Raw genomic sequence first — 20,878 nt, 5'->3', positions numbered from 1 at the left:
CCCGGGAGCGGCGCGGCGTCGGGAGGGATCGCGACTAGCGAGCCGCCGGCTTGTCGGCGATCGCGGCGTGCGCCACGCGAGGCACCCGTGCGGAAATCCCGAGTTGCCGCGCGACCTCGTAGAGGTCTTGGTCGTCGGTGACCAGGAAGTTGTGGGCCGCCAGCTGGGCGTGCATCTCCTCGGGGTACCAGGACGATAGGTACGGCTCGTCCTCGGCGGGCCACGCGCCGCTGAGGTGCATGACGAGTTGCAGCGAACGGTCAACGACGGAGTTGAGCCACCAGCGCTTCAGGCCGAGTCGCATCCCGGCGGGTGTCGAGTAGGTGAGGATGAACCGGCTGCCGGGCGCGGAGCACTCGTCGATCGCGGCGAGGGTCGAGTCGACGTCCGTCTTCGTGAGGTAGGGCAGCACCCCCTCACAGATCCATGTGGTCGGCGTCGCGGTGTCGTGTCCGGCCGCGGCGAGCGCGGCCCCGAGGGCGTCGCGTTGGAAGTCGACCGAGACGTAGTTGAGCGATTTCGCGACGGGCCGCAGGCCGTTGATGCGGTCCCGCTTGTCCTGCTGCGTCGCGGGAAAGTCCACTTCGTACACGTCGGCTCCGGCCAGCTCCGGCAGCCGATAGGCGCGCGCATCCAGCCCCGCGCCGAGGATGACCAGTTGCGGATGCGCCTTGGCGCGAACGGCGTCGTCGATCACGACGGCGCGGGCCACCGAGATCGTCATGTTGCGGCCGAGCAGCGCGGCTTCCATTCGCTCCCGCCAGCTGTCGGGGGCGGCGCCGCTGCGGGCGCGCTCGACGGGCACCCGCTCGGCATCGCGAAGCAAGCGCGCGGCGAAGGGATCGCTGAACCGCCCGACCGCCAGCCGGTCATCGGCTATGGCCCTGGCCTGGCATATCAGCACCGCGGTCTTGCTCGCGCCATTCGTGATCATGTGTGGCTCCCTGAGTCCGTAGGTGTCGGGGGGTGGGCCTGCGGGACGGCTCGTCGACGGCCGGCCCGGCAGGGCGTGTCGTCACGGAGACATGTGGCGACAGCGAATAACGAACGTGGTTGTCGACGGCACGGACCGCCCTCGACTTGAATGTGCAGCGTCCCGGCCGACCTTCGATGGTCACCCGCTGCTCGGGTGACCAACGGGAACTGAATCGACAGGCGGCTGCCTCCTCGGATCTCCGGATCGTCGAGATGGGTTGCGTCGACACGTGATTTTAGGACCGGGCGGGGGCCCACGTTGAGCAACCGGCGGCCCCATAGGAAATCCATAACCTTGTGTTCGACCGCCACGCCTCGCCCGTTACAGTCCCGCGGCATCGACGGCGTGGCTCGCTTCCTGGGCCTGCGCCACCTCGCGCGCGGTGTATCCGATGCGCAGCGCCACCACGCCGAGCAGGACGATCACCCCCGCAAGCCAGAGCAGCCCATAGGTATGGCCGTGGTCAATGGCGTCCATGTGGACGGCGTCGCCGCGATCCACCGGCCCGGTGGTGCCGCCCAACTGCAGCGTCCGCAACGTGATGACGGCCTGGATGCCGGCCAGCACCACCGGCCCACCCAAGTTCTGCAGCATCACCGCTACCGCGGAGGTGGGCCCGATGCGGTCGACGCCGACGCTGGCGATCAGCGACAGCATGAGCGGGACATTGACCAGGCCCAGACCGATGGCGCCGATCGTGAGCGGCACAAGGAGATTCGGGAAATACGGGACGCCGCGATTGAGCGTCGAACCGTACAGCATCGCGCCCAGCATCAGAACGACGCCGGCGATCACCACCACCCGCGGCGGCACCCGCGAGACCAATCTCGACGAAATGAACACCCCGACGGCCGTCGCGATGGCAAACGGGATGAAGCTGATGCCCGCGTGCAGCGGACTGTAGCCCATGATGTTCTGCACATACAGGGCGACCAGCACGGCCAGCGTGAAACCCACACCCCCGCTCAGGAATAGAGCCGCGAAGGTCGGTAACCGGTTGCGGTCAAAGAACAAGCTGAACGGCACGATGGGGTTCTCTGCCCTGCGCTCCACCACGGCGAACGCCACGAAAGCGGCCACGGCCACCACACCCGAACCGATCGTGAGGGCAGACAACCAGCCGTTCGGCGGACCCGACAAGAACCCGAACACCGTTGCGGTACAGGCCAACGTGGCCAGCACCGCCCCGGCGGCATCGAGTTTCATGCGCTCCTTCTGGGTTTCCTGCAGCGTCACAGCGGCGAGATAGATAACCCCCAGCCCGAGCGGTACGTTCACCAAAAACGCCAGCCGCCACGACAACTCCGTGAGCGCCCCGCCCACCACCAGACCCATCACCGAGCCTAGACCGGCCGTCGCGCCGAACACGGCCGTCGCGGCGTTGCGCACCGGGCCCTTCGGAAAGGTGGTCGCCACCAACGACATACACGTCGGGGCGATGATCGCGGCGGCCGCGCCGTGCAGAAGCCGGGCTACGACGAGGATCGTCGCGCTCCACGCCAAGCCGCACAGGACCGATGCCAGTGTGAACAGCGCCACGCCGATCAGAAATGCGCGCTTGCGGCCGACGGTGTCACCGAAGCGGCCGCCGAGCAGCAACAGGCCACCATAGGTGAGCAGGTAGGCGGTGATCACCCAGCTACGCCCGGCATCCGACAGGCCCAGCTCGCCCTGGATCTTCGGAAGTGCGAACACCGCGATGGGGCCATCCATCATGACCATCAGCTGCATGCCGCCGATCGCGGCCAGCACGGAGACGAACCGCCGGGACGGCAGCCGATCCGGCAAGTATCGTCTCGTCAGGGGCGGCGGCCCCACGGGCATCGGGTTGGCGCCCTCAGCGCGCGGTGCCGTCAAGTGAGGTAGTGCGCGCTCCCCGTCGTCGAGAGGCACCATAGCGGACACGGTACAGCAACCACGATGGCGCAACGGCCGTTCCGTAAACCGCTGGGACTCAGCCCGCTTGGCGCGTCGTCGCGCCCGCCACAGGGGCGGCTGCTTACCTGCGGCGCGCCGGGCGCTGTTAGCGTGCGGTACCACGAGGGCCAGGAGGATCCGTGAAAAACATTCCGAAAATGTTGCTGTTCGGGCTCATTGAGCCCGCCATGTTCGGCTTGATGGTGTTCTTGGCGGCGTTCACGGTCCACTATTGGCAGGCGTGGGTGTTCCTGGGGGTGTTCGCGATTTCGTCGTGGACCGCCGGCATCTACCTGCTGCGTACCGATCCGGTCGCCCTGCAGCGCCGGATGCGCGGCGGCCCGGCGGCGGAGACCCGCAAGGTGCAGAAGCTCGTGATGGCCGGCTGGTGGCTGTCGTTGGCGACGACGGTGGTGGTCAGCGGACTCGACCATCGCTTCGGCTGGTCGGCGGTGCCGACGGCCGTCTGCCTGGTGGGCGACGTCCTGGTGGCCGCCGGATTCTGCGTGGCGACCCTTGTGGTGATCCAGAATGGCCACGCGGCCGCGACCGTCCGGGTCGAGGAAACCCAGCAGGTCGTCACCACGGGCCTGTACGGGCTTGTGCGGCACCCCATGTACACGGGCAACCTGATCATGATGGCCGGCATCCCTCTCGCCCTGGGCTCTTACTGGGGACTCGTCCTGCTCATCCCGGGCGTGCTGGTGCTGGCCTCACGCATTCGCGACGAAGAGCAGCTCCTCGCCCAAGACCTGGTCGGCTACCGCGAGTACACGGGGAAGGTGCGTTACCGCCTGGTGCCGTACATGTGGTGACGGCCGCCGCGCGCGGTATCACTCATCCAGGCGTAGGTCCACGACCCTGCTCAGCCTTCTGACCGTCGGCGCGTCGAACAGGTCACGCACCGAAAAGCGGTCGTCCAGCATGGCGTTGATCATGGCGATTGCCCGCATCGCGGAAAGCGAATCCCCACCCAGGTCGAAGAACGAATCGTCGAGCCCCACGTGGCCCAGCCCCAGCACGTCGGCGTAGATGTCCATCAGGATCTGCTCGATCAGCGCGGCCGCGGGGCTGGACGCCGCGGGGCTTTCCCCGGGTGCCGGCATCGCGGTGGCCGCCGACCCGGGACGGCTATCCGGGCGGGTCCGCCCGTCCGCGTCGGGCAGGGCGACCGTCGACAGCCGCCGCGCCGGATCGGCGGTCATGGCCACCAACGCCCGTTCGAACCGCGCCACCAGCGCGTCGATGGCGGCCCTGTCGAAGACCTCCGTGCTGAATTGCACGCTGAGCAGCAGTTCGCGGCCCGGGACGGCTTGGATTGTGAGCGGGTAGTGGTAGAAGTCGCGGTTGGCGAACTCGCCGACGGTCAGCTCGGTCGCGTCCAGCGCGGTGGCGTCCGTCGGGTAGTTCTCGTACACGAAGACGGCGTCGAACAGCTGCTCGTGGCCGGTGACGCGGTGAATGTCAGTGAGCACCAGGTGCTGGTGGTCGAGGGTGTGGTGGTAGGCGCGTTGCAGCTGGCCGAGCAGGTCGGCGGTGGTGGTCGTCGCCGTGATGGTGGCGCGCACCGGCACGGTGTTGATCAGCAGCCCCACCATCGATTCCACGCCTGCCACCTCCGCGGGCCTGCCCGAGACCACGGCGCCGAAGGCGACGTCGCTGTGGCCGGTCAGCGACTGCAGCACCTGCGCGAAGGCGGCCTGCAGCACGGTGTTGACGGTGGTGTGGTGGGTGCGCGCGAGCTCGCTGACTCCTCCGGTGGTCTCCTCGGACAGCCGGAACGTCGCGACGCCTCGCCGGCCCAGCCCGAACCGGTCCTGCGGGCCGACCAGTGTCGGGGTGTCGAAGCCGGCGAACATCTCCCGCCAGGCGGCGCGGGCGGCGTCGCGGTCCCGGTCGGCCAGCCAGGCCAGGAAGGTCCGGTACGACGCGGCGGTGGGCAGCCGCCGGCCGTAGTAGCCGGCAAACAGTTCCCGCAGCACGATCTGCAGTGACCAGCCGTCGAAGACGATGTGGTGGTTGGTGAGCACGATCCGGTGCCGGTCCGGCGCGGTGCGGATCAGCGCCGCCCGGAAGCCCGGCTGGTGGGTCAGGTCGCAGACCGCAGCGCGTTCGGCGGCGCACAATTCCCGGATCCGGTCCTCGGGGGCCTGCTCGCCGCTCACGTCGACATACGTCCAGGGCGCCTCGGGTTGGGCGGGGATGACCTGCACCGGCTCGTCGTACTGGGCGCAGAACTCGGCGACCAGGTTGGGATGCCGGCCGACCACCGCCTGCACCGCATCACGCAGCCGGTCCGGGTCGAGCGGGCCGGCGACGGCGACATCGACTTGCACCGCGTACACCTGGTCGTCGCCGCCCCGGTTGAAGGTGGCGTGGAAGAGCAGCCCCTGCTGCAGCGGGGTCAACGGCAGGATGTCCGTGAGGTCGTAGCGCTCGTGCAGCTCGTCGATCTGGTGCTGACGCAGCCGCGCCGGGGCGATGTCCGACGGGGTCAGCCCACCGCCGCCGTGCCTGACGTGCGCGCAGATGCCGGCCAGGGCGTCGAACCACAACCGGCCGAGCTCCCCGACCTGCGCACGGTCCAGCGCCGACGGCGCCCAGGTCCAGGTGGCGCGCAGGTGAGGCCCGGCGTCGGTGTCGACCGTGCCGGCGTTGACCTCGACGGTGTGCGCCAACGGCAGCGGGATCGCCGCGACCGCCCCGGTCAGCGACAGGCCCTCGTGGCAGAGTCGCCAGCCGTCGCCGGATGCGTTCGCCGCCGGCGGGGCCAGGCGCCCGAGGTAGTTGAAGCCAATAGCCGGGTCCGGTCCCGACAGGTCGACGTCGGGGTTCAGGTAGCGCAGCAGCCCGTAGGTCAGCCCGTCCGGGAGGGCCCGCAGCTGCTCTTTCGCGTCCTTGATCACCGCGCCCAGCCCGGGGTCACCGGCCACCACGTTCGCCCAGCTCAGCCCGCCGACCGTCAGCGACACCGGATACTTGGCGGTGAACCAGCCCACGGTGCGGGTCAGATCCACGTCGGAGGCCAGTTCCTCGTCGCGGCCGTGGCCCTCGACATCGATGCTGATGGGCGCGGCGCCGGTGCCCAAGAACTGCGCCCACGCCAGGGCGAACCCGATCAGCATGATGTCTTGCACCCCGGCATGGAATGCCGCAGGCACCTCGCCGAGCAGGATGCGGGTCATGTCGACGTCGAGCTCCACCGACAAGTGCGCGGCAGAGGCGAACGTATCCACCTCGGGGCGCACCGCGGGCAGCGCGGCCGGGACGGCCGCCACCTGTTGCCACGTCTTGGCCAGGTCCACCACCGCCGGGGTGTGCGCGTGCGCGTCCAGCAACGACGCCCACCGGGCGAACGACGTGCCGGTCGCGGGCAACACCACCTGCTGCCCGCTGTGGCATTGGGACCAGGCGATCGTGAGGTCTTCCAGCAGGATCCTCCAGGACACCCCGTCGACGGCCAGGTGATGAACGACCAGCCCCAGCTGGCCGGTGGACGCCACCCACACCGCGCGCAGCATCACCCCGGCCGCCGGGTTCAGCTGCGACCGCGCCGCGATCAACGTCGTGTCCGACAGCACGTCCACGGCCTGCACGCAATCCCGCGCATCCACCGAGCCGGCCTCGGGCACCGTCAGGGACCAGCCGCCGGCGCCGTCGTCGTCGACGCGCAGCCGTAGCATGGCGTGCCGATCCAGCAGGGCCTGCAGCATCACGACCACGTCGGACTCGTCAACGCCCTCTGGTGCCTGCACCACCACCATCTGGTTGAACTGCTCGAACGTCCCGCCCGTGCTGTGCAGCCAGCGCATGATCGGCGTGGCCACCACCGGCCCAATGCCCTCGTCGGCCGGCCCGTCGGCGCCGTCGGCCACCTTGGCCACCGCGGCCAGCCGGGCCACGGTCTGCTCGACGAAGATGTCGCGTGGCCGGTACAGCAGCCCGGCCGCGCGCCCGCGGGCGACCACCTGGATCGACAGGATGCTGTCGCCGCCCAGGTCGAAGAACGACTCGTCGACCCCGACGCGCTCGAGCCCGAGCACTTCGGCGTAGATGCCGGCCAGGGTCTCCTCGGCGGGGTTGGCCGGGGCGCGATAGTGATCGTCGTCGCGGTATTCGGGTGCCGGCAGGGCCTTTTTGTCGATCTTGCCGTTGGCGGTCAGCGGCAGCGCCTCGAGGGCCACGACCGCGGCGGGCACCATGTAGGCCGGGAGCCGCTCGGTCAGCTGGGCGCGTATCGCGCTCGCGCCGGCGGTCCCGGTGACGTACGCCACCAGACGCTTGTCGCCGGGGCGGTCCTCGCGGGCGATCACCACCGCCTGCCCGACGTCGTCGCAGCCGGCCAGCGCCGCCTGGACCTCTCCGAGCTCGATGCGGTAGCCGCGGATCTTGACCTGTTCGTCAGCGCGGCCCACGTAGCGCAGCTGCCCGTCGGTGCCCCATGACACCAGGTCCCCGGTGCAATACATCCGCGCCCCGTGCGCTCGGGCGCCGGCGAAGGGGCAGGCCACGAACCGCGACGCGGTCAACGGGGCCCGGCCCACGTAGCCGTATGCCAGCCCGGACCCGGCCACATACAGCTCGCCGACGACACCCGCCGGAACCGGGCGCAGCCACCGGTCCAGCACGAAGAAGCCGAGGTGGGCCAACGGCAATCCGATTGGGCTGACGGTGGTTTCGACGTCGTCGCGCATGACCTCGCGGAACGAGGCGTGCACGGTCGTCTCGGTGATGCCGTACATATTGATCAGGCGCGGCGATCCCGGGTGGTTGTGCAGCCACGTGCCAAGGCGCGCGGGTTCGAGCGCCTCCCCGCCGAACACCACAGTCTCCAGCTTCAGCTGATGCCGGAGCTCCGGGGACAGCGCATCGGCGGTTTGCAGCGCGTAGAAGGCAGACGGCGTCTGGCTGAGCACGCTGACCTGTTCGCTGACCAGCAGGGTGTGCAGGTCGTCCGGCGAGCGCACCACTTCTTCGGGCACCACCACCAGCCGCCCACCGCCGAGCAGCGCACCGAAGATCTCCCACACCGAGTAGTCGAAGGCCAGGGAATGGCACTGCGTCCAGACCTGTCCGCCCAATTCCAGATCCGCGTTGAGGGTTTCCAGCAGCTGGGTCACGTTGCGGTGAGCGACGGCCACTCCCTTGGGCAGGCCGGTGGTGCCGGAGGTGTAGATCAGGTAGGCGATGTCATCCGCCGCGGGTGCCCGCAACGGCGTGCTCGGATACGTCTCGGTGCCAGGGTCGTTGACGTCGATGACGGCCAGGTCCACCCCGGCCAGCCGCTCCGCCAGGTCCGCGGTGGTGATCGCGGCCATCGGCGCGGAGTCGGCCAGCATGAAGTGCATCCGCGCCGCCGGCTGCGCCGGGTCGATCGGCAGGTAGGCCGCCCCGGCCTTCAGGATCGCCAGCATCGCCACGACCGCCTCGGCCGACCGCGGCAACAGCAGCGCCACCCGTTCGCCGGGGCCCACCCCGTGGTCGGCCAGCACGTGGGCGAGCCGGTTGGCCGCCTCGTCGAGGTCCCGATAGGTCCACGAACGCCACTCCCAGGTGATGGCCACCGCCTCCGGGGCGCGCGCAACCTGCTGGGCGAACAGCACCGGAATCGACACCGACGCGCCCGCGGGTTGGGTGAGCACCGCCCGGTTGCCCCACTCGTCGAGCCGGGTGTGCTCGGTTTCGTCGAGCAGGTCCATCGACGAGAGCGGTCGACTCGGGTCGTCGGTCATCGCCTCCAGGACGCGGCGCAGCCGTTCGATCAGCGACTCGACCGTGGCCGCGTCGAACACGTCGGTGCGGAATTCCGCGGTCCCGACGATGCCGGCGGGCTCACCCTCCTCCGTCCACTGCTCCTGCAGGGAGAAGGTCAGGTCCATGCGGGCGGTGCGGGTGTCCACCAGAAGTGGGGTGGCGTTCAGGTCGCCCAGCGCCAGCCCGCCGGTGGGGTCACCGGCGAAGTTCTGCCAGGCCAGCATCACCTGCACCAGCGGGTGATGGGTGAGCGACCGGGTCGGGTTGAGCCGCTCGACCAGCACCTCGAAGGGCACGTCTTGGTGCTCGTAGGCGGCCAGGCTGCGCCGGCGCACCTGCGACAGCACCTCCCCGATGGTGGGGTCGTCGGCCAGGTCGACCCGCAACACCAGGGTGTTGACGAAAAACCCGACCAGCTCGTCGAGCGCGGGATCGCGGCGCCCGGCGATCGGGAATCCCACCGCGACGTCGGTGCTCGACGCGACCTTGGACAGCAGCACCGCCAGCGCGGCCTGCATCACCATGAAACTGGTCGCGCTGTGCTGGGCGGCCAACCCGCGCACCCGCTCCTGCAGCTCGGCCGGCCAGCCCACCACGGCCGTGGCGCCTCGGTAGTCGGCGACCGGCGGGTAGGGCCGATCGGTGGGCAGCTCCAACCGCTCGGGCAGCCCGGCCAGCACGTCCTCCCAGTAGGCCAGTTGCCGGGCGATGCGACTGGAGCTGTCGGCCAGGTCGCCGAACTGCGCGCGCTGCCACAGCGTGAAATCGACGTACTGCACCGCCAACCCGGCCCAGGCGGGCGCCTCCCCGCGGCAGCGGCTGGCGTAGGCCACCCCCAGGTCACGCACCAGCGGGGTCACTGACAATCCGTCCGCCGCGATGTGGTGCATCACCACTACCAGCACGTGCTCCTTGGCGGCGACGCGAAAGAGCCACGCCCGCAACGGGATTTCGGTCGCCAGGTCGAACGTCGCGCGCGCGGCGGCGCTGACGGCCTCGTTGAGCCGGTCCGCCGACCACCCGACGGCGTCGACGATCTGCCAGCTGAGGTCGGCCCGCCGGGGCGACACCACCACCTGCTGTGGAATCCCCTCGATCGTCGGGAACAGGGTCCGCAGACTCTCGTGGCGGGTGACTACATCGGCCAGTGCCGCACCCAGCCCGTCGACCTCGAGCCGCCCGCGCAGCCGCAGCGCCACCGGGATGTTGTACACCGGTGACGGCCCCTGCAGCTGGTCCAGGAACCACAGGCGCGATTGGGCGAACGACAGGGGCAGCACCGCAGGCCGCTCGCAGGCGACTAACGCCTCGAGGGCGTTGCCGTCGGCGGCGGTGCGGGGCGCCAGCTGGGCGACGGTGGGGGCCTCGAACAGGGCGCGCACCGCGAGCCCGGCATCCAGGGCGGTGTTGATCGCGGCGATCGCCCGCATCGCCGACAGCGAGTCGCCCCCGAGGTCGAAGAACGAGTCGTCGACCCCGACCCGCTCCAGGCCGAGGACCTCGCAGTAGATGCCGGCGATGATCTCCTCGACCGGGCCGACGGGGGCGTGGTAGTGCTCGCCGTCCTGGTATTCCGGGGTGGGCAGGGCGCGCGTGTCGAGCTTGCCGTTGGGCGTCATCGGCAGCGCGTCGATCGCCACCACGGCCGCCGGGACCATGTAGGCCGGGAGCCGCTGCGCCAGCACGGTCCGCGCTTCGGCCGGGTCGATGTCCCCGGTGACGTAGCCGACCAGCCGCTTGTCGCCGGGGCGGTCTTCGCGGGCGATCACCACCGCCTGGTCCACACCGGCCAGCGCGGCCAGCGAGGTGCGCACTTCACCGAGTTCGATCCGATGCCCGCGGATCTTGACCTGCTCGTCGGCGCGCCCGATGTATTCCAGCTGGCCGTCGGTGCCCCACCGGACCAGGTCTCCGGTGCGATACATGCGCGCTCCCGTCGCCCGGTCGCCGAAGGGGCAGGGCACGAACCGTGACGCGGTCAGCCCGGTCCGGCCCAAATAGCCATAGCCCAGTCCGCCACCGGCGACGTACAACTCGCCGACCACACCGCCGGGTACCGGGCGCAGCCACCGGTCCAGCACGAACAACGCCGCCCCGGACACCGGCGAGCCGATCGGCACCGCCCTCGCCCCGGGTGTCAGCGGCGCGCTGATCGCCACGCACATGGTGGTCTCGGTGGGCCCGTAGGCGTTGACCATCACCCGTCCGGGCGACCACCGGTCCACCACTTCGATCGGGCAGGCCTCGCCGACCGTGACCACGGTCGTCGGCCCCAACCGCTCGGGCGTCAGCACCGCGAGCGCCGACGGGGTGTGCGTCAGCACGCTCACCTGCTCGGCGACCAGCAGGGTCTGCAACTCTTCCGGCGACCGCGTCACGGGCTCCGGCACCACCACCAGCCGCCCACCGCGCAGCAGCGCGCCGAAGATCTCCCACGCCGAGACGTCGAAGGCCAGGGAGTGGCAGTGCGCCCACACCCCCGCCGGAGGCACGGTGGCGCCCAGCGACCGCAGCAGGTGGGTCACGCTGCGGTGGGTGATGCCGACGCCCTTGGGCACGCCGGTGGTGCCCGAGGTGTAGATGACGTAGGCGAGGTGATCGGCCGCGGGCGGCGGCAAAGCGGTGGCCGGATGGGCGTCGATGGCGGGGTCGTCGACGTTGATCACCGGCACTTCGCAGCCGTTCAGGCGATCGGCGAGCGCGGTGGTGGTGATCGCGGCAATCGGGGCGGCGTCGCGCAGCACGAACTCGATGCGGGCGCTCGGCGTGGCGGCGTCGATGGGCAGATACGCCGCACCCGTCTTCAGGACCGCCAGCATCGACACGACCGCCTCGGCCGACCGGGACAGCAGCAGTGCCACGCAATGCTTCGGGCCGACGCCACGGCCGGCCAGGAGGTGCGCCAGCCGGTTGGCGGCGTGGTCAAGCTCGCGGTAGGTCCAGGACTCGTCGCCGTAACGGATCGCCACCGCTTCAGGGGCGCGGGCAACCTGCGCGGCGAACACCGCCGGGATCGACGCTCCCGCCGCCGGCTGGGTCAGCACCGACCGGTTGCCCCAGCCCTGTAGCCGGGCCTGTTCGGCGGCGTCGAGCAGGTCGATCGACGACAGCCGCCGCGTCGGGTCGGCGGTCAGCCCGTCCAGCACCCGCCGGAGCCGCTGAGCGAACACTTCGATGCTCTCGGCGTCGAATACATCGGTGCGGAACTCCACGGTCCCACCGATCCCGGCGGGCTCACCGGACCCGGTCCAGCGTTCGGCCAGGGAAAACACCAGGTCCATGCCGGCGGTATGGGCGTCGACCGGCAGCTCGGTGACCTGCAGGTCGCCCAAGGCCATCGCGCCGGCCGGGTCGTTGCCTTGCCAGTTCTGCCAGGCCAGCATCACCTGCACCAGCGGGTGATGGGTCAACGACCGCGTCGGGTTGAGGCGCTCCACCAGCACCTCGAACGGCACCTCTTGGTGTTCGTAGGCGCCGAGGCTGCGCTGCCGCACCTGGGCCAGCAACTCGGCGACGGTCGTGTCGTCGGCCAGGTCGATCCGCAGCACGAGGGTGTTGACGAAGAAGCCGACCAGCTCGTCGAGTGCGGGGTCGCGCCGCCCGGCGATGGGGAATCCGATGGCCACGTCGGTGCCGGCGCTGAGGCCGGCGAGCAGGACCGCCAGCCCGGCCTGAACCACCATGAAGGTGGTCGCGTTGTGCTCACGCGCGACCGACGCCACCCGCTGCTGCAGTTCCGCCGGCCATTCCACGACCACCTTGGCGCTGCGTTGGTCGGCGATCGGCGGGTAGGGGCGGTCGGTCGGCAGCTCGAGCCGTTCGGGCATCCCGGCCAGCGCGTCCTGCCAGTAGGCGAGCTGCGCGGCGATGGGGCTGTCCGGGTCGTCGAGGTCGCCGAACTGGGCGCGCTGCCACAGCGTGTAGTCGACGTATTGGACCGGCAGGGCGGCCCAGGCGGGCGCCTGTCCCGCGCTGCGGGCCGCGTAGGCCGCGTCGAGGTCGCGCATCAGCGGGGTGATCGACCAGCCGTCGGCGGCGATGTGGTGCACGGCGGCAACCAGCACGTGCTCGTCCTCGGCGACGCGGAAAAGGCTTGCGCGCAAAGGTATTTCGCCGGCGAGGTCGAACGGGTAGCGCACCGCGGCGCCGACGGCCTGTTCCAGTCGGGCCGCCGGCCAGCCGACGGCGTCGACGACCTGCCAACCGATGTCGGCGCGGTCGACCGGCATCACCAGCTGCCGCGGTGTCCCGTCGACCGCCGGGAACACCGTGCGCAGGCTCTCGTGGCGGCCCACCACATCGAGCAGGGCCGCGCCCAGCGCCTCGGTGTCCAGGTTTCCGCTCAGCCGCAATGCCGCCGCCATGTTGTAGGCCGGCGAGGGGCCCTGCAGCTGGTCGATGAACCACAGCCTGGTCTGGGCGAACGACAACGGCACCACGGCGGGGCGCTCCATCGGCTGCAGCGGCTCCGGCCCGGCGCCGTGCGCACCGACCCGGGGCGCCAGTTCGGCAATCGTGGGCGTCTCGAACAGGGCCCGGACGGTGACGTGCGCGTCGAGTCCGGTGTTGACCGCGGCGATCAGTCGCATCGCCAGCAGCGAGTCGCCGCCGAGTTCGAAGAAGGAGTCGTCGACGCCGACCCGGTCAAGGCCCAGGACTTGGGCGTAGATACCGGCCAGGATCTCCTCGGTCGGGGTCCCCGGCGCATGGTAATGATCGACCTGCTGATACTCCGGCGCCGGCAACGCCCGCTTATTGAGCTTGCCGTTCACCGTCAACGGCACCGCCTCAATCACCACCACCGCCACCGGCACCATGTACTCAGGCAACCGCTGCGCCAACGCCGCCCGCACCACCACCGGATCCACCGCCCCAGTCACATACCCCACCAACCGCTTATCCCCCGGCCGATCCTCCCGGGCAATCACCACCGCCTGCCCCACCCCGTCCACCCCCGCCAGCGCCGCCTGCACCTCCCCCAACTCAATCCGGAACCCACGAATCTTGACCTGCTCATCCGCGCGCCCCAAATACTGCAACTGCCCATCAACACCCCAACACGCCAAATCCCCCGTGCGATACATCCGCACCCCCGACCCCCCAAACGGACACGCCACAAACCGCGACCCGCTCAACCCCGCCCGACCCACATACCCCACACCCACACCCGCACCCGCCACATACAACTCCCCCACCACCCCCGCCGGCACCACCCGCAACCACCCATCCAGCACAAAAAACGCCAAATGCCCCAACGGCACCCCCACCGGACTCACCGACCCCGCAAAATCACCCTCCCCAATCTCACGGAACGACGCATGCACCGTCGTCTCCGTCGTGCCATACATATTGATCAACCGCGGCACCCCCGGATACGCCTGCCACCACCCCGCCAACCGCGCCGGCTCCAACGCCTCCCCGGCAAACACCACCGCCTCCAACGCCAACCCCGGCCCCCCCGCCGACACCAACCCCTCCGCCGCCTGCAACGCATAAAACGCCGACGGCGTCTGACTCAACACACTGACCCGCTCCGCCACCAACAACGCCCGAAAATCCTCCGGCGACCGCGCCACCGACTCCGGCACCACCACCAACCGGCCCCCATGCAGCAACGCACCCCAAATCTCACACACCGACACGTCAAACGACAACGAATGCCACTGCGACCACACCCGCCCCGCCAACTCAACCCACGACCCCATCGCCCCCATCAGCTCCACCACATTGCGATGACTAATCGCCACCCCCTTGGGCACCCCCGTCGTCCCCGACGTATAAATCACATACGCCACATCCTCACCAGACACCACCGGCAACACCCCACCCCCCACACCACCACCATCACCAGCCAACGCCCGCTCCACCTCCACCACCGGCACCCCACACCCCGACAACCGCCCCACCAACCCCGCCGACGTCACCACCGCCACCGGCGACGCATCAGCCAACATGAACTCCACCCGCGCCTCAGGATGCGCCGGATCAATCGGCACATACGCCGCCCCCGACTTCAACACCCCCACAATCGCCACAATCGCCTCCGGCGACCGCGAAAACATCAACGCCACCCGCTCACCCGGACCCGCCCCCACACCCACCAACACCCGCGCCAACCGATCCGACGCCTCATCCAACTCCCCATACGTCCACGACACCCCACCCCCACACAACGCCACCGCCCCCGACACCCGCCCCACCTGCTCACCAAACAACACCGGAAGCGACACCGACGACACCCCCGACCCCAACAACACCCCCCGATTAGCCCACTCACCCAACCGGGCGTGCTCGGCCGCGTCCAACAGGTCGATCGACGACAACCGTCGTTGCGGGTCGGCGGTCATGACCGTGAAGATCTTCTGCAGCCGCTCGACCAGCGTTTCGATGCCGGCTGTGTCGAACAGCGCGGTGTCGAATTCGACGCGCAGCGTGAGTTCGTCGCCCGGCAGCGCCTGCACGGCGAGCGGGTAGTGGTTGTATTCGTAGTTGCTGAACTCGGTGATGGCCAGCCCGTCCGCGCCGAAGAAGGCATCGGTGTCGAGCGGGTAGTTCTCGAAGACGAACAGGGAGTCGAAGAGCTGGTCTTGACCAATGACGCGGTGAATTTCGGACAGCGCGAGATGCTGGTGCTCGAGGGTGTGGTTGTAGGCGTTCTGCAGTTGGTCGAGCAGGTCGGCGACGGTGGTGGCCGTGGTGATGTTCGCCCGGACCGGCACCGTGTTGATCAGCAGGCCCACCATCGTGTCGGCGCCGGCGACATCGCCGGTGCGCCCCGACACCGTGGCACCGAAGGCGACGTCACGATGGCTGGTCAGCCAGCTGAGCAGCTTCGCCCAGGCGGCCTGCAGCACGGTGTTGATGGTGGTTTGGTGGGTGCGCGCCAACTCGCCGAGGGCGCGGGTGGTGTCGGCGGGCACCTGGAAAGTCGCCACGGCCCGCGGCCCGGGCTCCGTTCCGTCCGGCGGACCCAGCAAAGTGGGTGCGTCGAACCCGGTGAAGACGTCGCGCCACGCCGCGCGGGCGGCCTCGAGGTCTCGGTCCGCCAGCCAGTTGATGAAGCTGCGGTACGGCGCCGACGGCGGTAACGGCTGACCGTAGTAGGCGGCGGAGATTTCGCCGAGCAGAATCGGCAGCGACCAGCCGTCCGCGACGATGTGGTGCAGGGTCAGCACGATCCGGTGCCGGTCGCGCGCGGTGCGCAGCAACGCGGCCCGAAATGCGGGCCGGCCGGCCAGGTCACTGACTGCGGTCCGTTCGGCGGCGCACAGCCGCTCGACCTGTTCGTCGACGTCGGGGCCCGTGCCCAAGAGCTCGATGTACTGCCACGAGGCCATGGGATCGACCGGGATTGTCTGCACCGGCTCGCCGAATTGCTGGCAGATCCGGGCGACGAGGTTGGGGTGCCGGCGCACCACGGTGTTCACCGCGTCGTGCAGCCGCTGCGGGTCCAGCGGACCCGCCACGGTGATGGCGAGTTGCAAGGCGTAGAGGTCGTCGTCGCCCTGGGCGGTGTTCGCGTGGAAGAGCAGCCCCTGTTGCAGGGGTGTCAGCGGCAAGATATCGGCGATGTCGGTGTGCCGCTCGAGCTCGTCGATCTCTTGCTGGCTGAGCGTGGCGGGCGCGATGTCCGACGGCGTCAATCCGCCCCCGCCGGCTTGCACGTGGGTGCAGATGCCGGCCAGTGCGTCGAACCAGAGCCGGCTCAGCCGGACCATCTGGGCGCGGTCCAACGCCGAGGGCGCCCACGCCCAGCTGGCGTGCAGGCGCGGCCCCGTGCCGGTGTCGACGGTGCTGGCGTTGAGGTCCACGGTGTGCACCAGCGGCATCGGAATGGCCGAGGCGACGTCGGCCAACGACAGGCCCTCGGGGCCGAGGTGCCAGCCGCCTCCGGACGGGTCGTCAGCCGTGTCCAGCCGCCCGAGGTAGTTGAACCCGATCGGGGAGTCGGGCCAGGCGACGTCGACGTCGGAATTCAAGTACCGCAGCAGGCCGTAGCTCAGGGGATCGGGCAGACCACGAAGTTGCTCCTTCGCGTCTTTGATCACCGCCCCCAGGGCCGGCTCACCGCCCACGACCTGGGCCCAGGACAGTCCATCGACCGCCAGCGACACCGGGTATTTGGTGGTGAACCAGCCCACGGTGCGCGACAGGTCGACGTCGGGGGCCAGCTCCTCGTGACGACCGTGACCCTCGACGTCGATGCCGATCGGCGCGGCCGGGGTGCCGAGGAACTCCGCGACGGCCAACCCGAGCGCGATCAGCAGGATGTCTTGCACGCCGGCGTGGAAGGCCGCCGGCACGTGGCCCATCAGCATGCGGGTGGTCTCGACGTCCAGCGACACCGACAGGCGTCCGGCGCCGGCGAAGGTATCCCGCGCGGGTTGGACGGTAGGCAGCGCCGGAGGTGTCGATGCCACCTGTTCCCACTGCGCGTATCGGTCCAGCACTTCGGGCGCGTGCGCGTGCTCGGCCAGCAGCTTGGCCCAGCGGGCGAACGACGTCCCGGCCGGGGGCAACGTCACCTGCTGCCCGCTGTGGTGCTGGGCCCAGCCGAGGTTGAGGTCCTCCAACAGGATTCGCCACGACACCCCGTCCACGGCCAGGTGGTGGATGAGCAGCACCAGCTGGCCGGTGGACGCCGCCCAGAGCGCGCGAAGCATGACGCCGTCGGCGGGGTTCAACCGCGACCGCGCCTCGATCAGCGCCGCATCGGACAACACGTCCGTCGTGTGCAGGCAGTCCCGGGCGTCTACCGAGCCGGGCTCGGGCACCGTCAGCGACCATCCCCCCGCGGCGTCGACCTCGGCGCGCAGGCGCAGCATGGCGTGCCGGTCCAACAGGGCTTGCAGCAGCAGAACGACGTCGTCCTGGGTCAGGCCAACCGGGCCCCGCAGCATCATCGTCTGGTTGAACTGCTCGACGGCGCCGTCCATGCTCTGCAGCCAACGCATGATGGGGGTGGCCATCACCGGCCCGACGCCCTCATCGGTCACGCCGGCTGTGCCGTCAGCGGCCTTGGCCACCTGGGCCAGGCGGGCGACGGTCTGCTCGACGAAGATGTCACGCGGCCTGCACAGCAGGCCGGCCGCCCTGGCCCGCGCCGCGACCTGCATCGACAGAATGCTGTCGCCGCCGAGTTCGAAGAAGGAGTCGTCGACGCCGACCCGGTCAAGGCCCAGGACTTGGGCGTAGATACCGGCCAGGATCTCCTCGGTCGGGGTCCCCGGCGCATGGTAATGATCGACCTGCTGATACTCCGGCGCCGGCAACGCCCGCTTATTGAGCTTGCCGTTCACCGTCAACGGCACCGCCTCAATCACCACCACCGCCACCGGCACCATGTACTCAGGCAACCGCTGCGCCAACGCCGCCCGCACCACCACCGGATCCACCGCCCCAGTCACATACCCCACCAACCGCTTATCCCCCGGCCGATCCTCCCGGGCAATCACCACCGCCTGCCCCACCCCGTCCACCCCCGCCAGCGCCGCCTGCACCTCCCCCAACTCAATCCGGAACCCACGAATCTTGACCTGCTCATCCGCGCGCCCCAAATACTGCAACTGCCCATCAACACCCCAACACGCCAAATCCCCCGTGCGATACATCCGCACCCCCGACCCCCCAAACGGACACGCCACAAACCGCGACCCGCTCAACCCCGCCCGACCCACATACCCCACACCCACACCCGCACCCGCCACATACAACTCCCCCACCACCCCCGCCGGCACCACCCGCAACCACCCATCCAGCACAAAAAACGCCAAATGCCCCAACGGCACCCCCACCGGACTCACCGACCCCGCAAAATCACCCTCCCCAATCTCACGGAACGACGCATGCACCGTCGTCTCCGTCGTGCCATACATATTGATCAACCGCGGCACCCCCGGATACGCCTGCCACCACCCCGCCAACCGCGCCGGCTCCAACGCCTCCCCGGCAAACACCACCGCCTCCAACGCCAACCCCGGCCCCCCCGCCGACACCAACCCCTCCGCCGCCTGCAACGCATAAAACGCCGACGGCGTCTGACTCAACACACTGACCCGCTCCGCCACCAACAACGCCCGAAAATCCTCCGGCGACCGCGCCACCGACTCCGGCACCACCACCAACCGGCCCCCATGCAGCAACGCACCCCAAATCTCACACACCGACACGTCAAACGACAACGAATGCCACTGCGACCACACCCGCCCCGCCAACTCAACCCACGACCCCATCGCCCCCATCAGCTCCACCACATTGCGATGACTAATCGCCACCCCCTTGGGCACCCCCGTCGTCCCCGACGTATAAATCACATACGCCACATCCTCACCAGACACCACCGGCAACACCCCACCCCCCACACCACCACCATCACCAGCCAACGCCCGCTCCACCTCCACCACCGGCACCCCACACCCCGACAACCGCCCCACCAACCCCGCCGACGTCACCACCGCCACCGGCGACGCATCAGCCAACATGAACTCCACCCGCGCCTCAGGATGCGCCGGATCAATCGGCACATACGCCGCCCCCGACTTCAACACCCCCACAATCGCCACAATCGCCTCCGGCGACCGCGAAAACATCAACGCCACCCGCTCACCCGGACCCGCCCCCACACCCACCAACACCCGCGCCAACCGATCCGACGCCTCATCCAACTCCCCATACGTCCACGACACCCCACCCCCACACAACGCCACCGCCCCCGACACCCGCCCCACCTGCTCACCAAACAACACCGGAAGCGACACCGACGACACCCCCGACCCCAACAACACCCCCCGATTAGCCCACTCATCGAGCCGGGCCGCCTCGTCGTCGCCGAGCAGTCCCAGCGATGAGAGGGGTCGTGCCGGATCGGCGGTCATTCCCACCAAGAGCCGCTGTAACCCGTCGGACAGCTCGGCGATGCCGAAATCGGCGAGCGGCTGCCCCGCTCCCGCGGTGCTCAGCGAGAGCTGGCCGTCGGCGCTGAGGAAGAACAGTTCGAAGTGGTCGACGCGGCCGAAACGCGCGACCATGCCCGTCGTCGGCGCGTCGCCAAAGGGAAGGATGGTGATCGAGGGAACGAAGTTGACGCCGACCCTGTTCGACGGCCGCCCCGCACCGGCCACCTGGTTTTTGCGTTCGAGAACGTGCACCGGAAATCGCTGATGCTGCACCGCTTCTCGGATGCGTACGTCGACGTGCTCACAAAAATCCGCGACCGTCGATCCCGGCGAGACCGTCAGCACCAGCGGCACAACGCCCGACACCATCCCGGGAACGGCGCCCAAGCCGGCGCCCGTTCGCCTGCTGACCGGGAAGTTCAGCACCACGTGCGAACCTCCGCCGCACCGCTCGCGGACCAGTAGCGCGCACGCCGCGGTGATGACGGATGACCGCCGCATGTTCAGTGAGTCGGCGAGTTCGTGGACCCGGCCGACGACCGATGAATCCAACCGGACCGAATCGGAAACGGAATCGCGGCCCTCGGCCGACTGCTCCTGCCCGTATTGGGGGCCGGTTTCCGGTGGCAGATTCTCGGTCCAATATGCGGAATCGTCGGCGTAGTCCTCAGAGTTCTCGTATTCGGACTCGTGGTCGACGAGATCCTGCAGCGAACCGAAGAATGCGGGCGGCACCGGCGTATCGGCGACGAGGGCGGAATAGACCGAAGCAACCCGATTCGCGAAAAGCACGGTCGCGAATCCATCGATGACCAGATGGTGAAAGCACAGCAGCCAACGGAATTCGTCTTGCCGCGTCCGGAACAGCGCGAATTTGAAAAGCGGGCCCGCGGCCGGCATTGGGGTGCGCCGAATCAATTCGGCCAGCCGGTCGGCCTCCTGCACGGATTCTTGCAAATGGCGCAGATCGTAAAAGGGAAGTTCGACGTCCGGGTTTTCGATCGGCTGCTGAAAGACGTGGCCGTCGACCTCGAAGAAGGCGGCCCTGACCGGCTCGGCTTCTGCCACCACGTGTCGGATGGCTTGTTCCAGTACCGCTGGGTCTACGGTGCCCGCGATGACGGCGAACGCGACGATGTGCCACTCGGGATCGAAGTGACCCGTGTCCTGCGTCAGCCAAATGTCGAGCTGCCCTCGCGTCAGCGGCAGCGCGCGCCCATCACGTTCCATCCGAGTGCCCCAGACCCCCCTGTTTCAGTTGCCGGATACTCGGCCCGCGACGCATTCGCACGCACCCGTCGGCCGGCACTAGTTCAGTTGTGTTCGATGTGGTCGG

4 protein-coding genes are annotated in these 20,878 nt (G+C 69.3%); 1 reads left to right on the top strand and 3 read right to left on the bottom strand.

Going from position 1 to position 20,878, the window contains the following annotated elements; all coding sequences use genetic code 11:
• Positions 1 to 34: 34 nt before the first annotated feature.
• A complete protein-coding gene (locus OQ789_RS23745; RefSeq protein ID WP_324688626.1) occupies positions 35 to 934 on the bottom strand; it encodes a class I SAM-dependent methyltransferase in 900 nt (299 codons plus the stop codon).
• 363 nt (positions 935 to 1,297) lie between these two features.
• Complete coding sequence (locus OQ789_RS23740) at positions 1,298 to 2,872, bottom strand: MFS transporter (RefSeq protein WP_324688625.1); 1,575 nt, start codon at positions 2,870 to 2,872, stop codon at positions 1,298 to 1,300.
• A 161-nt stretch (positions 2,873 to 3,033) separates the two neighbouring features.
• Between OQ789_RS23740 and OQ789_RS23735 the strand changes: the two genes are divergently transcribed.
• The gene (locus OQ789_RS23735) at positions 3,034 to 3,708 is read left to right on the top strand and encodes an isoprenylcysteine carboxylmethyltransferase family protein (RefSeq protein ID WP_324688624.1); all 675 of its coding nucleotides are present in this window, start codon (positions 3,034 to 3,036) and stop codon (positions 3,706 to 3,708) included.
• An 18-nt stretch (positions 3,709 to 3,726) separates the two neighbouring features.
• On the opposite strand, the gene OQ789_RS23730 is transcribed toward OQ789_RS23735, so the two are convergent.
• Positions 3,727 to 20,772, bottom strand: a complete 17,046-nt coding sequence (locus OQ789_RS23730) for a non-ribosomal peptide synthetase (RefSeq protein WP_324688623.1) — start codon at positions 20,770 to 20,772, stop codon at positions 3,727 to 3,729.
• Positions 20,773 to 20,878 lie beyond the last annotated feature (106 nt).

It is taken from the genome of Mycobacterium sp. 94-17 (assembly GCF_035617725.1).
Classification (GTDB): Bacteria; Actinomycetota; Actinomycetes; order Mycobacteriales; family Mycobacteriaceae; genus Mycobacterium.
Note: the sequence above shows the minus strand (reverse complement) of the source record. Positions and strands in the feature narration are given on the sequence as shown.